Annotated in this window: 11 protein-coding genes; 3 read left to right on the forward strand and 8 right to left on the reverse strand. The window is 47.0% G+C overall.

Annotated features, from left to right (window positions below):
* Window position 1 precedes the first annotated feature (1 nt).
* From AAC052_RS19190 to AAC052_RS19205, 4 genes are all read right to left on the reverse strand, one after another.
* A complete protein-coding gene (locus tag AAC052_RS19190) occupies window positions 2-1,864 on the reverse strand; it encodes a RagB/SusD family nutrient uptake outer membrane protein (RefSeq protein ID WP_339815154.1) in 1,863 nt (620 codons plus the stop codon).
* A 12-nt stretch (window positions 1,865-1,876) separates the two neighbouring features.
* Window positions 1,877-5,413, reverse strand: a complete 3,537-nt coding sequence (locus AAC052_RS19195) for a TonB-dependent receptor (protein WP_339815083.1) — start codon at window positions 5,411-5,413, stop codon at window positions 1,877-1,879.
* A gap of 146 nt (window positions 5,414-5,559) precedes the next feature.
* Entirely contained in the window at window positions 5,560-6,603 is a 1,044-nt protein-coding gene (locus tag AAC052_RS19200; protein WP_339815085.1) for a FecR family protein, read from the reverse strand.
* Between the two features lie 172 nt (window positions 6,604-6,775).
* Entirely contained in the window at window positions 6,776-7,360 is a 585-nt protein-coding gene (locus tag AAC052_RS19205; RefSeq protein ID WP_317488789.1) for an RNA polymerase sigma-70 factor, read from the reverse strand.
* A gap of 345 nt (window positions 7,361-7,705) precedes the next feature.
* Here AAC052_RS19205 and AAC052_RS19210 point away from each other — a divergent pair, with 345 nt between their 5' ends.
* Window positions 7,706-9,973, forward strand: coding sequence for a molybdopterin cofactor-binding domain-containing protein (locus AAC052_RS19210; RefSeq protein ID WP_339815088.1), 2,268 nt, complete (start codon window positions 7,706-7,708; stop codon window positions 9,971-9,973).
* Window positions 9,974-9,976: 3 nt separating this feature from the next.
* On the opposite strand, the gene AAC052_RS19215 is transcribed toward AAC052_RS19210, so the two are convergent.
* From AAC052_RS19215 to mazG, 4 genes are all read right to left on the reverse strand, one after another.
* Entirely contained in the window at window positions 9,977-10,372 is a 396-nt protein-coding gene (locus AAC052_RS19215; protein ID WP_339815089.1) for a VOC family protein, read from the reverse strand.
* A 78-nt stretch (window positions 10,373-10,450) separates the two neighbouring features.
* Window positions 10,451-11,218: a helix-turn-helix domain-containing protein gene (locus AAC052_RS19220; protein ID WP_339815091.1), complete on the reverse strand. Its 768-nt coding sequence runs from the start codon at window positions 11,216-11,218 to the stop codon at window positions 10,451-10,453.
* A 9-nt stretch (window positions 11,219-11,227) separates the two neighbouring features.
* Window positions 11,228-11,641 carry a DUF1761 domain-containing protein gene (locus AAC052_RS19225; protein ID WP_339815092.1) on the reverse strand — a complete coding sequence of 138 codons (414 nt, stop codon included), beginning with the start codon at window positions 11,639-11,641 and terminating at the stop codon, window positions 11,228-11,230.
* A gap of 52 nt (window positions 11,642-11,693) precedes the next feature.
* A complete protein-coding gene (gene mazG / locus AAC052_RS19230) occupies window positions 11,694-12,506 on the reverse strand; it encodes a nucleoside triphosphate pyrophosphohydrolase (protein WP_339815094.1) in 813 nt (270 codons plus the stop codon).
* A 99-nt stretch (window positions 12,507-12,605) separates the two neighbouring features.
* Between mazG and AAC052_RS19235 the strand changes: the two genes are divergently transcribed.
* Entirely contained in the window at window positions 12,606-12,848 is a 243-nt protein-coding gene (locus tag AAC052_RS19235; RefSeq protein ID WP_152001563.1) for a hypothetical protein, read from the forward strand.
* Window positions 12,849-12,967: 119 nt separating this feature from the next.
* Window positions 12,968-14,359, forward strand: coding sequence for a phosphoglucosamine mutase (gene glmM / locus AAC052_RS19240; protein WP_339815096.1), 1,392 nt, complete (start codon window positions 12,968-12,970; stop codon window positions 14,357-14,359).
* Window positions 14,360-14,361: the final 2 nt, after the last annotated feature.

The following is a 14,361-nucleotide window of genomic DNA, read 5'->3' on the forward strand; positions in this document are numbered from 1 at the left end:
TTTAGTATCCCGGATTCTGAACTAGTTTATCGTTCCTGTTCATCTCCCCCCGGCTTATAGGGCGGAAATACATTTTGTCGACCCAAGTACGGGTTTCGTTTTCTGTATTATTCTGAGGCGTATAGGTGTAGTCATACACAGCCGGATCGTAGCGATATGGCTCATGTGGCGTAGCACCTGGCTTCAAAGTAGCTTCCACCTGTATGTCTTTGATGCCACGGCCAAGGGTTGTTGGCGCTATCAGCCATCTTCTGGCATCATGGTACCTGTGCTCCTCATAGGCCAGCTCAATCCTGCGTTCATTTCTGTATCGATCTCTCAGGGCGTCGCCGGCATCGGTCACGGCTGGCATACCAGCCCTGAACCGTATTTTGTTCAGCCAGTTTCTGGCTTCAGCCTCATCACCCAACTCAATAGATGCCTCGATATAATTCAGTACCATTTCCGTATAGCGAATAAATGGCCAGGGAACCACCTGCGCACCCGACTGATTGTCAATGACTGCCGGATCAGAATCGATAAACTTCCTCACATAGTAATGCGTACGGCTACCATTCCAGTTCTCGATGGGAGACTCTCTGGTGTCCACACCATTGATAACTCCACCTGCGCCATCATCATAGTAACCTGTTTGAATTTGATCCATAGGGTCAATGCCCGCCACATCAGAGGGCCTTGGCTTCCAGCCAGCACCATCATAAAGTACAGTAGCATACAAACGAGGGTCACGGTCATCGTAGGGAGCGCTCGCATGGGTTGCATTATTCCAGTCAAACTTAGAGCCGTCCATCATCTCATAGTCGTCTACCAACTGCTGAATTGGTGTGTTACCAGCCCAGTTGTGATAGCCGTTAGGCCCATTGTTAATGCCAAAATGGATGCCACCCAGCGGCCAGTTATTCTCTACGGTGTATAATGGAGTCTGCGTTCTCTGGAAAATCAACTCTACGGCTGCAGACGCATCTGCCACAGCACTTCCTCCCCCATAAGACAGGGCTACGTAATTAGCCTTTCCCTCTTCCGGAGAAACCGGCACTGTAAGATCCAGCTTATAACCACTGCCTGCATCCATCACAGCCTTGGCGGCGGCTCTCGCCGCTGTCCATCTGGCAGTTTGATCTCCGCTTGTATACCCATGAAGATCGGTAAGCCCCGATACCGAAGCAGAGGCTGTTGGAATATCATGCAAATCGCTGGCAGCATAGATCAACACTCGTGCCTTAAGGGCCATAGCTGCGATCTTGGATGTGCGACCAGGCGTGATAGGTTTTCCGTCAAGCAATGTAGCGGCCTGATCCAAATCAGAAATAATAAAATCTACACATTCTGCAAATGAGCTTCTTACGATGGTATAGTCTTCATCAAGACCATAAGGTCTGTCAATAATAGGAACCCCGCCATAGAACCTCAGCAGCTGATGGTAGTAATAGGCCCTCAGAAAATACGACTCTCCCAGAAGTCTGTCTTTTAAATCTTCATTGTCAAAAGTTGCAATTGGGAGATTCTCAATGGCCACATTGGCCTTTCTGATGGCCAGGTACATATTATTCCACTCATACGTTGGACTCATCCATGCCAGGTTAGCAGGACTCTCCGCACCTTCCGTGAAGGGGTTGATGTTTCTTCCCGCATGTGTAAACATAGCTTCATCTGTATAGGCTGCCAGCATCTGTTCTTCGAAACCGCCATACCCCAGGGAGGCATATACATTGTAAACAAACGCCTCAGCCAATGGCCCATCGCTCCATGTCAAGTCGCTGGAAATTTTATCCAGTGGCTCTGTATTCAAGAAGTCCGTGTTGCAAGCCATGGGAAGCATCATGCCCACAGCAAACACCCATATTGTTATCGTTATTCTTTTCATCATCATTGTCATTTAAAAGGTTAAACGAAGTCCGGTGTTGATAACCCTTGCCTGCGGATAGTAGGTACCAGCCTGATTGGTTGATTCCGGGTCAAAGATTCCGTTTTTACTCAAATACCCAAATGTGATCAGGTTAAGACCGTTCACATACAATCGGAAATTACTGATGCCAATTCGTTCACCTATGCTAGATGGGAAGTTATACCCGAGTTCGATATTCTTCAATCTCAGGTAATTCTTGTTGAGCAGGAAGTAAGTATTGTTACCATAGTTTCCGCCCGTAAAGTACGTGTCACCCCTGCTTGCCAATCTCGGATCGGTGCTGCTTGGGTTGTCGATTGACCAGCGGTTGTCATAGCTATACTTCAGGTAGTTACCAATATCTCCTGATTCTGTAGACAACCTTAGCATCGCTCCCATGGCTCCCTGAAACAACAGAGACAAGTCAAAATTCCGGTACTGGAAATTCATGGTTGCCCCAAAGTTGAAAGTTGGCGTATTGGTTTTATCCAGTCTTGTCTGGTCATCACCATCAATTTTGCCGTCTCCGTTGATATCCTTAAACTTCATATCACCAGGTATCAATTGAGGTGTAACTGCACTGTAGTCAAGGGTGTTGTCATTGATATCGCTCAAATCCCGAAAAACTCCATCAGATTCATAAACTAAATACGCACCATATGGCTTTCCCTCCTGAAGCTGATAAGCAGGTGCCCCCGGGATTTCGTCCATGAATACCACTTTGTTTCGTGAGTAACCACCATTGATACCAAACGCATAAGTCAAGCCACCTGCCACATTGTTGTACCCAACTGTGTACTCAAACCCTTTGTTATCTATTTTTCCGGCATTTACCGGGGGCAGTAGTGAGCTAATGCCAGAAGAGGCTGGGGTTGATCCGGTTTTCTGAATCAAAATCTGATCTCTTTTATTATAGAAATACTCGAATGCAAAGGTCAGCGCTCCATTCAACATGGTTCCATCAAGTCCGATGTTCAGGTTGTTGGCCCTCTCCCATGTAAAGCTAGGGTTAGACAGCTGTCTCTCAACAAGGGTTTTAACCACCTGGCTATTGATGGGGTATTCGCCAAATCCATAAGTAGCCAGATAGGCATACTCCTGAAGCTGGTTATTGAAATAAACCTGGTCGTTACCCATTTGACCGTACGAACCACGAATCTTCAGGAAGTTGACGAAGCTGATATTGTTCTGGAAGAAGTCTTCATTCGAAATATTCCAGCCCGCCAATACGCCGGGGAAAAAACCAAACCTGTCAGACTCAGGGAAAATATAAGAGCCGTCATATCTCCAGATAAACTCCGCCAGATACTTTTCTTTGTAGTTGTAAGCAGCTCTTCCGTAGTTACCCAAACGAGCCCTTTCGTAGCCACCGCCGTTGGTGTTCTGAGCCTCTGACCCGCCTGCAAACAACTGGTCAATGGCCGGAGAAATATAGTTTCTTCTATACGCTGAAAAGAACTCTCCTTTAAAAGTTTCCTTGGTCATACCAGCCATCAGGTTGATGGTGTGGTCGTCGGCGAATGTCTTCTCGTAACTCAACATTCCGGTTATGTTCGTATTCAATATGGCCTCCTCAAACTGAGATAGTCTGGGATCGGAAAAAGTTGATCTCAACGATCTATTGAGGTTTGACGCATTTGGCCCTGTTCCTGTTCCATCCCAGGTATACAGGTACCAGGGAGTTTGCCATCTCTTGTTTCTGTCGATTTGCTTATCAACAGAGCCCTGCAACGTAAAAGTAAGGCCGTCTACCCATGGGTTAGTAATGTCAACTCTGGAATTGGTCTGGATATAATCGGTTGGGTTCTTCACATAACCAGTGGCATTGGTAGTGACCACGTACGGGTTTTGGCCATTTTCAATATCCGGACCCGGAAGGCCGTTGGGCCATACTTCAGGCTCGGTCGGACGACCCCTCATCAACATTCTAAAAATTGATCCGGCTGACTCCGTAGGGAAGTTTCTCACTTCCTCTCTGAACATGATGCCTGTTTGCGTGCTGATGTACTTATTGATCTTCGCATCAAGGTTCAGCCTGAGGTTGTACTGTTGATAGTTAGTAGCGGAGTTTTTATAATAAGCGTCCTGATTCACTACACCAATAGACGACAGATACTTCACATTCTCAGTGCCGCCGCTCACCTGTAGGTTGTGTCTGTTCTGAGGAGTCCACGTTCTAAACGCATCGCCGAACCAGTCGGTGTCGGGGTGACCCCAGGGGTCAGAGCCGTCCTTGTACTTTTGCACATCAGAAGGGCTGAATTGAGCACTTAGTGACGTTCCAGTTGAAGGGGAGGTAAAAGTCCCACTCTGCTGAATTCCCTGCCAAGCAGCCTCCCATTCACTTGCCGGAATCGACTTGTAGATGGGAAGTTGGTTCATGATTTCGGCGTATTCCGGGGCATTCGACATGTCGGGAATTACCGTAGGCTGAGCCCAGCCCTGGTTAAAGTCATAAGAGACTGTTGGTTTTCCAGTTGTGCCTCTTTTGGTTGTCACAATAATGGCACCATTGGCAGCTCTTGCACCGTAAATTGCGGCAGCAGCATCCTTCAACACAGTGATGGATTCGACATCCTGAGGTGACAGACGACCAAGTCCGCCATCCCTGTCAGGAATCCCGTCAATTACTATTAGTGGGGAGCTGTTTCCTAAAGTGTTGATCCCTCTGATATTGATTTGAGCACCATCGTTACCAGGCTCGCCGCTTGTTTGAATTACCACCAAACCAGGCAAACGGCCAGAAAGTGAATTCGAAAGATCAACGGCAGGCGACTTCACCAGGTCAACGCCTTTAGCCGACACCACAGATCCGGTAACAGTGACCTTCTTTTGCTCACCGTAACCCACAACCACCACTTCGCCAAGTGTTTTAGTGTCGGTAGCCAGGGTTACTTCGACAGATGACCTGCCACCGACAATTACTTCCTGTGTAGCGAAGCCAATGAATGAGAAGACGAGCACTGAATTTTCGTCTGTAACACTCAACCTGTATCCACCGTCAGCGTCCGTAATGGTACCGTTGGTGGTGCCTTTCTCGACAACGTTCACACCGGGAAGCGATTGTCCATTTTCATCCCTGACAGATCCCGATACCGTGAATTCAGGAGCCAAAATTTCGTTTTCAGCAGATGCTTTTTCGGGGCCTCTGTTTGTTTCAGGCTTGTAGAGAGAGATTCTGTCTGAAATAACTTCATAGGAAATGTCGAGCGGCTGGAGCATTCCGTCAAGCACTTCGCTCAACTTCTTGTTCTCCACATCCACGGACACCTTTTGCCTGTCTTTGATTCGCTTGGGGCTGTAAGCGAATTTCACGTTGGCGATTCTTTCAATTTCTGAAATGGCACTTTTAAGTTCAACATCCTCAGCTTTGAGCGATACCTCCTTGTCCAGAAGTGCCTGGCCAATGAGCTCATTGGCCGACGAAATGGATGTTGACAAAGCAACGACAACCATTTGGGTAATAAATATCTTCATGCCCTGAGAAAAGTACTTTCTCCTTGCATGAAGTAGGTTTAGTAGTTTCATAAGTATGTAAGTTTGTAGGGTAGTGAATTTTTCGATCAGGCCTTTTTTAACCTTACGGTTTCATAAAAAGGGCTGCCTCCAAAGGTACTCGTGGTACCAAGGGTCATTTTCTAAGTAGATTTTTGTTTCATATCATTCCTCTTTTTTTAGTTCACAATTTGTTTCTGGCAACCTTGTCCGTTTAGCAGGATTTTAGTGCCCATCACTTCATACTCAACCCCAACCGACTTCCCAATCACAGACAATAAATCGAAAAGAGACATGTCGGACAGGTCTCCGGTGAAAGTACAGTTGCTGATTGATGCATTTTCCATCACAAACTCTATCGAGTAATTCTCTTCAAGTTTGGAGGCAATCTCGCTCAGGGTATTGTCTTCAAATACCAATAGCTTATTTTCCCTCGTTGGCACCTTTACAGGCCTGGGTTGCTCAACCAGCGAGGTAACCAGGTGCGTTTCTTTGACGAAGAAGGTTGCCTTTTGATTTCTGGTGAGAATAACACCTTTCTTCACCTTCTTCTGCTCAGTCTCATCAGTTTCACCTTCTTCCGATTCGTAAACCGAAACTCTCCCCGACACCACATTTACTTCGATTGTAGAAGCGTTTTCAGGTGCTACCATGCTGAAACTTGTGCCCAGCACCCTGGTGACGACATTGCCGCTGTACACAAAGAACGGCCTGTCGGGGTTTCTGATCACATCAAAAAAAGCCTCGCCTACCAGGTTTACCTCCCTCTTCTTTCCGGAAAAATGCCTGGCGTAGCTGATCTTGCTTTCTCCTTTTAGTATCACCTGGGTACCATCCGGAAGCCAAATCTCCCTGGGACCCTTTGAGTTATTCTCAATCACAACCTCGTCAGAAAGCATCGCCGTGGTGACGGCGATAGTTTCAGGTTCGCTCTGAGACAGCTGCTGGTATGCTACAAAAGATACGATCATCAAAAGAAGTGAAGCAGCCACTCTGAAAATCAACTGCCGACCCCGAACGGCAGGCTCGCTCCCCCCCTGTTCCCTGGCCTCCAGAATTCTCGCAAGCATTCTGTCCTTTATTTCAATTTTTTCAGATTCGCTCAAATCAATGTCGTTATTGCTTATATCTTCAAACCATCTTTCTACTTCAAGCTTTTCAAACTCAGAGCTACTGTCCTTCAAATAGCGTTTTAGCAATTGTTCAAGTTCTTTTTGTTTCATTTTCATGGCGCACGCCCGGCATCAAAAAGGATATACTAATTGTTTAAATATGTCCACGCCTACCAACTAGACGGGCAACTCACTGTTTTTCCTAAAAGGAATGTGAAAAATATCAGATTTATTGTTTTCGTCGGATGAGGTCGCAATAATGGAGTGAGTTCTGTCGAAAAACCTAGCCCAGAAAAATAAGCAGAAGACTAAAAATAATGCTTCTCAAATAGAGCCGCATGACCTTCAGAGATTTCGTCAGGTGGTACTGAACTGCCTTTTCCGAAATCTTCAGCTTTTGCGCAATTTCTTCCACTGGTGAATGATCAAGCCGGTTCATTCTAAAAATACTCCTTGACTTTTCCGGCAGCTGAGTAAGCCCCTCTTCTATCAGCTTAGAAAGATCACTTACTGCCATCATGCGGTCTGTATTATTCTCGCCGGTCGGAGGCGAAACTTTAAGGTAATCGAGGTATTTATTTCTTACTACCTGGCTGTGTATGTAGTCGATCACACTGTTTCTGATGGAAGAATGCAAATATGCTTCAATCTGCTTTATATGCAGCAAATCTCTTTTGTCCCAAAGCTTCAGAAATAGGTTTTGAACAAGGTCTTCAGACACCTCCTTGTTTCTTGTGCTTTTGTAGGCTATCAAAAAAATCCTATTCCAAAACCGTTCGTATATGACGATGAATGCGTCTTTTTCTCCCCTCTGGAAAGCTTCCAGGAGTTCGTTGTCATTGGCATAGCTGGACGAAAGCACTTTCATTTTCAAGTAGGTAGAACTCTGCAATGTTAGTAAAACTCGATATAAATCCAAGTTTAGACAGTCGGAGACTAGATTAAATATAACAAATATGGCGGTGAAATGTAAGCGCTATAGCGCATAAATATTTACAGTAGGGATGGTGAAAATTGAAGAAACTAAATCTCTCTTCGTCATTTAAAAAGTTCTATTAAATTTCCTTTTTTTAATGCTCCTGTGTTAGGCACATTTAGAAGGGTGCCATCGATTGGGCGAAGTCGGCCAAAAGGGAGTCCCTGGAAATATCCGCAACCCCGTCAACTTTTCAGCATATTTTAATTAGCTTTATTATTCCACAAAACTTTGTTTATGAAGCCTCTGCACAACTCCCTGGAACCATCCATTCTCAAAAAAGTTGCTCGCCGTTCTTTTCTGAAAATTAGCGGCATCAGCGCCACAGGCATTATCATCGGTATGCAGATAGGGTGCTCTCCTTCGAAAAAGAAAGATAGCGGCATTCCTTTCTCCCCCAATGTTTACCTGACGGTGAACAGCGACGGCACGGTGACCATAGTGGCCCACAGGTCGGAGATGGGAACCGGTATTCGTACGGGATTGCCGCTCATTGTGGCCGACGAGCTGGAAGCCGACTGGAGCAAAGTGAAGATTGTTCAGGCTATAGGCGACGAAGCCAAATATGGCAACCAAAATACTGATGGGTCATTTTCTGTGCGCATGTTTTTTGAGCCTATGCGGAAGGCAGGCGCCACAGCCCGAATGATGCTGGAGCAAGCTGCGGCCAACGAGTGGGGTGTTCCTGTTGGCGAGTGCAAAGCGAAAAACGGCGAAGTGGCACATGAGGGCAGTGGCAAAAAGCTAGGCTTTGGCGAGTTAACTGAAGCGGCGTCAAAACTGGAAATGCCTGCCGAAGACAAAATCACCCTGAAGAAAAAGTCAGAGTGGAAATTCATTGGCAAGTCCACGCCCATCGTTGACATTGAAGACATTATTAGTGGCAAGGGCGGGTTTGGCCTGGATAAAAAGGTAGCTGGCATGAAATACGCCACGGTCCTCCGTTGCCCGGTGGCGGGAGGAAAGGTAAAAACCTTCAATGCAGACAAAGCTATGCAGGTAGCTGGTGTACAAAAGGTGTATGAAATGCCTTTCACAGCTTTCCCTGGCGGTATAAACGCCCCGTTGGGTGGTCTGCTCGTGGTGGCGGACAGCACCTGGGCAGCCATCAAAGGGCGAGATGCGCTGGAAGTAGAATGGGACTTTGGCCCCAATGCCAAATACAGCACAGCCGACTATTTCAAAGATATGCTGGGAAGGGTGAAAAGCAAAGGTCAGGTGCACAGAGAGGAAGGGTCGGTAGAGACATCCTTTAAAAATGCAGCGAAAACCATTGACTCCACCTACCTGATACCCCATCTTTCTCATGCACCCATGGAGCCGCCTTGTGCCGTAGCGCATTTTAAAGATGGAAAGTGTGAAGTGTGGGCTCCCACCCAAAACCCCCAGGGGGCCAACGATGCCCTGGCTGAGGCGTTGAAAATAGACAAAGCCAATGTCACAGTAAATGTCACCTTACTTGGCGGCGGCTTCGGACGGAAATCAAAGCCTGACTTTATCGTGGAAGCTGCACTAGCCTCTCAGATGAGTGGCTTTCCCGTCAAAGTCATTTGGACAAGAGAAGATGATATTCAGCACGACTTCTTTCACGCCTGCAGTGTGCAGCGGATCAAAGTGGCGCTAGACAACAACAACAAAGTGACGGGCTGGGAGCACCACAGTGTTTTCCCTCCCATCGGTGGTACTTTCTCACCAGATGCAACGGGGCCAAGTTTTGATGAGCTCCAGCTCGGCATGGTCGACATGCCTTTTGATATCCCCAACATCTCTTGTCAGTCGCACGAGGCGAAGGCCATGACCCGTATTGGCTGGCTTCGGTCAGTGAGCAACATCCAGCACGCCTTTGCCATCGGCAGCATGGTGGATGAAATTGCAACAGCCCGACAAATGGATCCGGTAGAAAACCTGCTGGATTTGATCGGGTCGGACAGGGAAATCCCCTTTGACAAGCTGATGGAAGGCTTTGGCAACTATGGCGAGCCTGTTGAGAAGTTTCCGATGAAAACAGCACGCCTCAAAAACGTGGTTAAGCTCGCTGCCGAAAAGTCGGGGTGGGGCAAAGAACTGCCTAAAGGGCACGGCATGGGCATTTGTGCGCATCGCAGCTTCCTTACCTATGTGGCCTGCGTGGTGCATGTGGCGGTTGACGATGCCGGCAAGCTCACCATTCCGGAAGTTCACTTCGCTGTTGACTGTGGCATTGTTGTGAACCAAAACTCTGTCAAAAACCAGTTTGAAGGAGGTGGAACATTTGCCTCCAGCCTTGCCCTGAAAGGGGGTATTGCTTTCAAAGATGGACAAACGGTCGCTAAAAACTTCGACCAATTTGAAGTGGCCCGCATGCAGGATGCCGCCAAAGAGATATTTGTTCACCTGGTAGAAAGTGACGAAAAACCGACAGGTGTGGGAGAACCGCCCGTCCCACCTTTTGCGCCTGCTCTGGCCAATGCCGTGTTTGCGGCTACAGGAAAGAGAAGCAAAGAACTGCCCATCAAGATGAGCTAGCAGTTACTTGATGTCGCTTGCAAACACCAACAGGTATCCGTTGAGATCACGGATACCAAATTCCCGCTTCCCATAGAAGGTGTCTTTTAGTGGCATAAAGACCTCCACTTTTGCCTCTACCTCCCGAAACAGCGCAGCGGCATCGTCCACTTCGATGAATAACGAGAGACTGCCGCCAGTTTTTTCAGTATTGAAGCCTGGAAGATCTTCGCCAATACTTGCAGCGGTCTGAAACATGAGCTGCACCGCTCCATGCATCACCATTCCCCATTGAAGACCACCGCTCGGGGCAGGCACGCTCGGCCCTTCGCTAAAGCCAAAAATTGTCGAATAGTAGGCCATGGACTCCTCCACACTTGCGACCATCATGTTTGGTGAAAGCTGTTGAAATTTTTGCATCTTCTAATGGTTTGTTTGTGGCCACAAGTTAGGGCTAGCCAGCTCATCAGCTTTTGTAAAAACCCGACAATTGACGAATTAATGCATAAGGCTGGATGGCAAAAAGTGTCCAAATTCCCGGAAATCTTTGGCAAGGTGAGCATGATCGTAGTAGCCCATATCCCAGGCAAATTCCATCAACGACCCATCGAAGCCTGAAAGCTTTCCGGAGGCCTTTCTGAAGCGAACGATGCGCTGGTACATTTTTGGAGACACGCCTACCCTTTCCCGGGACTTTCTTTCCAAAGTTCGCTCACTCAGGTGATTTGCTTTGCAAAATGCATGGATCGACTCTGATGGCCTGTTGAAGAACTGATCCACCAAATCATACTGGCTCTCATTTCCCAATCGTTCAAGCAATCGAAGCTCAATCAGGTTGATCCTTTCTGAAACCGGCAAAAAAGCCATTTGCTCAGTCAGGTTGTGCAAATCACCCTCGTCCAGTTCCTTAAGTGAGGCGGTCTTGTTGCTAAATTCCGCCAGCGGACGCCTCAGAAACCTCCACGCTCCCTGGTTTTTAAACCTCACACCCAATAAATCTGTTGCACCGCCTGCTTTTGTGAAAATAGGTGCGGTTTGGATGCCGACATAAAAGGACTGAAACTTGTTACAGGAAATTTTGCCATGCTCCTCGTAGAGAAGTGGGGCAGAGAAGTTGAAAATAACGTCGGAACAGGCGTCGGGAAACACGGGCCTGAAGCTACTGAGCTGAGTGGCACTTTTGACACACCAATAGCACTCTACAAACTGCTGCAGCCTGAGGTTCGGACGAAATTCGGTATAGGGCATATCAGGCTGCAACAACATTGCTGAAAGCTAGTTTTCGTACTTTCTCCAGCCGCCCAGAATAGTGCCGGCTAGCGTCCAAACCACAAGATCCGCTCCCCCGTCGACCCAGGCTAAGCCGTAAGGTCTCATCGAAAAGAAATTTACTGTCATGTGCATGAGCAGCGAAAACGAAACAGCCATAATAAAGGCTGTTTTTGCGCCATCGGCAGCCGACCCGACATTCATTCTTTTGAAAAGCCATGCCAACACATAGGCAAAAACAACGGCAGTAACTACACTCGAAATGTAGGGCGTGGATCCTCCCGACATCACATCAGCTTCGGTAAGGTTATTAAGCCGCATCCAGGTTTCTGCAAACATCCCATACCACAGGGCAGGAATAACCTGACCAAGCACAACAATGACCAAAATGGCCCAGTGATTGATTTTCAGTATTTTCATAGTAAGTAGGTTAGTGTGATAAGCTATATCAAATTAACCATTTTTACCCGAATCACAATTTCTTCGCCCGGTTCCAGTATTCGTCCATTTCTGCCAGCGTCATTTCCCCAAGACTCTTTCCTTCTTTAGCCGACTCCTGCTCGAGGTATTGGAATCGCTTAATGAATTTCTTATTGGTTCGCTCCAGGGCCTCCTCAGGATCGATATCAATAAATCGTGCATAATTGACGAGTGAAAAAAGCAAATCACCAAATTCACCTTGTGCCTTCTCCCTGTCAATTTCCTTTTCGCCGCTCACATTGAATTCTTCTTTGAACTCCTGCATTTCTTCTTCAACCTTTTCCCACACCTGCTGCTTCTCTTCCCAGTCAAAACCAACACCTCTGGCTTTATCCTGGATCCTGATCGCTTTTACCAGCGCAGGCAGGGTTTTTGGCACGCCACCTAGCACAGACTTATTGCCCTTTTCTTTTAGCTTGATCTTCTCCCAGTTTTGCTTGACTACTTCTTCGTTGTCGGCCTTCACATCGCCATAAATATGTGGGTGCCGGTTGATTAGCTTTTCACACAATGCATCAATGACATCGGCCACATCAAAGCTGCCAGTTTCCGACCCAATCCTTGAGTAAAAAACCAGGTGAAGCATCAAATCACCCACCTCTTTTTTGATCTCATCCTTATCTCCCTCCAGAATGGCATCTGACAATTCATAGGTTTCCTCTATTGTCAGGTGGCGGAGCGTTTCAAAGGTCTGCTTTTTGTCCCACGGGCAGTTTTCACGCAGCTCATCCATAATGGTAAGCAACCTGTCAAAGGCTTTCAATTTTTCTTCTCTTCGTAAATCTGGGGCGGGTATTTTTTCCATCAAATGAATTTTCCTTTGCAGCGACTTGTTCAACAAACAGGCGGCTGATTAGGTATTGTAAAGCCGCTCTTTTTTCTTTGCATAAAGATATAGAATGCCATGGTAACAGTTTTATTGGGGATTGGATTTATAGCACTGTTCTTCATTTTGATGTCGGTACGGCTGATATTTTTAAAAAATGGAGAGTTCAAGGGCACATGTGCTTCACAGAGCCCGTTCCTAAATAAGGAAGGTGTAACATGTGGCTATTGCGGCAAGAATCTACAGCCCGGAGATGCTTGCGCTGACCCTGCAGGGGGGAATCCAGACTCAGAAGTCAACAAAGTTTTGTCGAAATTTTAAGGCTTTCAATCGATTAACGGTGGTATCCACCTTGCGAAAGGCACTATCTTTGAATTCTACCATTTTATCACGGTATTTTTTCAGTAAATTTGCGCCCGCAAGTAATTAAACCTGGAAAAGTGACTTTAATTAAATCAATATCTGGAATCAGAGGAACAATAGGTGGCAAAGTTGGTGACGGCTTGACTCCTCTGGATACTGTTAAGTTTGCCGCGGCCTATGGCCAGTGGCTATTGACACAAAAGGCTCATCCAATGGTGGTGATCGGACGAGATGCACGGATTTCCGGCGAAATCGTCTCCAGCCTCGTGGCGTCTACACTACAGTCGCTTGGCATCGATGTAATTGACCTCGGTCTTTCAACTACTCCCACTGTAGAAATGATGGTAGTGGAAGAAAAAGCCGGTGGGGGAATTATTATCACTGCCAGCCACAACCCGATACAATGGAATGCGCTTAAGCTGCTTAACAACAAGGGAGAGTTTCTGTCGGGAAGTGACGGCGAAAACATCTTATCTATAGCGGATGAAGAGGCCTTCGACTTCGTTGACGTTAAAAAACTCGGCAGCTACACCTTCAGAGAAGGCACCATAGAAAAACACATCGAAAAAATTCTTGCGCTGCCGATGGTAGATGTTGAAGCCATCAGGCTACGCAACTTCTCTGTTGCTGTGGATGCAGTGAATTCAACAGGAGGCATAGCAGTACCCATGCTGCTGAAGAAACTGGGAGTAGACCGGGTCGAAGTTTTCTACGGTGAACCCAATGGCCATTTCCCTCACAACCCCGAACCATTGCCTGAGAACCTTACCCACATTTGTGGTGAAATAGAAAATGGCCAGTTCGATCTGGGTATTGTGGTCGATCCTGACGTGGATCGCCTTGCACTGATTTGCGAGGACGGCAATACTTTCGGCGAAGAATACACCCTGGTAGCCATTGCTGACTATGTGCTGTCGCAAAAGCCAGGGTCAACCGTTTCCAACCTTTCATCAACCAGAGCATTGCGAGATGTGACCGAAAAATACGGACAGAAATATGAGGCGGCTGCAGTCGGCGAAGTGAACGTTGTCGAAAAAATGAAAGCAATCGGCGCTGTGATCGGTGGCGAAGGCAATGGCGGAGTGATCCTTCCTGAGCTTCACTATGGTCGGGATGCGCTCGTAGGCATCGCCCTTTTTCTTACCCACCTGGCCAAGTTTGGGAAAAGCGTGTCGATGCTTCGGTCAAAATATCCTAACTACCATATTTCGAAAAACAAGATTGAGCTTTCCCCTGAAATGGATGTTGATCTTGTATTGCACGAGATAAAAGACAAATATCAGCGTCAGCCGATCAATACTGTGGATGGTGTCAAAATTGAATTTGACAAAGAATGGGTGCATCTTCGTAAATCGAACACCGAGCCCATCATCCGGATTTATTCTGAGTCAGAAAGTCAGGCGACAGCCGAGCACCTGGCCCATAAAATCATGATGGACATCAAAGAGATTATTTCAGAAAAAATCTGAAG

The organism is uncultured Imperialibacter sp., assembly GCF_963974565.1.
Taxonomy (GTDB): Bacteria; Bacteroidota; Bacteroidia; order Cytophagales; family Cyclobacteriaceae; genus Imperialibacter; species Imperialibacter roseus.

Bases quoted from the DNA above. Each gene is read 5' to 3' on its own strand.
- AAC052_RS19235 (WP_152001563.1), top strand. From the start codon at position 12,606: ATGGTAACAGTTTTATTGGGGATTGGATTTATAGCACTGTTCTTCATT.
- AAC052_RS19205 (WP_317488789.1), bottom strand. From the start codon at position 7,360: ATGAAAGTGCTTTCGTCCAGCTATGCCAATGACAACGAACTCCTGGAA.
- mazG (WP_339815094.1), bottom strand. From the start codon at position 12,506: ATGGAAAAAATACCCGCCCCAGATTTACGAAGAGAAGAAAAATTGAAA.
- AAC052_RS19200 (WP_339815085.1), bottom strand. From the start codon at position 6,603: ATGAAACAAAAAGAACTTGAACAATTGCTAAAACGCTATTTGAAGGAC.
- AAC052_RS19215 (WP_339815089.1), bottom strand. From the start codon at position 10,372: ATGCAAAAATTTCAACAGCTTTCACCAAACATGATGGTCGCAAGTGTG.
- AAC052_RS19190 (WP_339815154.1), bottom strand. From the start codon at position 1,864: ATGAAAAGAATAACGATAACAATATGGGTGTTTGCTGTGGGCATGATG.
- AAC052_RS19210 (WP_339815088.1), top strand. From the start codon at position 7,706: ATGAAGCCTCTGCACAACTCCCTGGAACCATCCATTCTCAAAAAAGTT.
- AAC052_RS19225 (WP_339815092.1), bottom strand. From the start codon at position 11,641: ATGAAAATACTGAAAATCAATCACTGGGCCATTTTGGTCATTGTTGTG.
- AAC052_RS19195 (WP_339815083.1), bottom strand. From the start codon at position 5,413: ATGAAACTACTAAACCTACTTCATGCAAGGAGAAAGTACTTTTCTCAG.
- AAC052_RS19220 (WP_339815091.1), bottom strand. From the start codon at position 11,218: ATGTTGTTGCAGCCTGATATGCCCTATACCGAATTTCGTCCGAACCTC.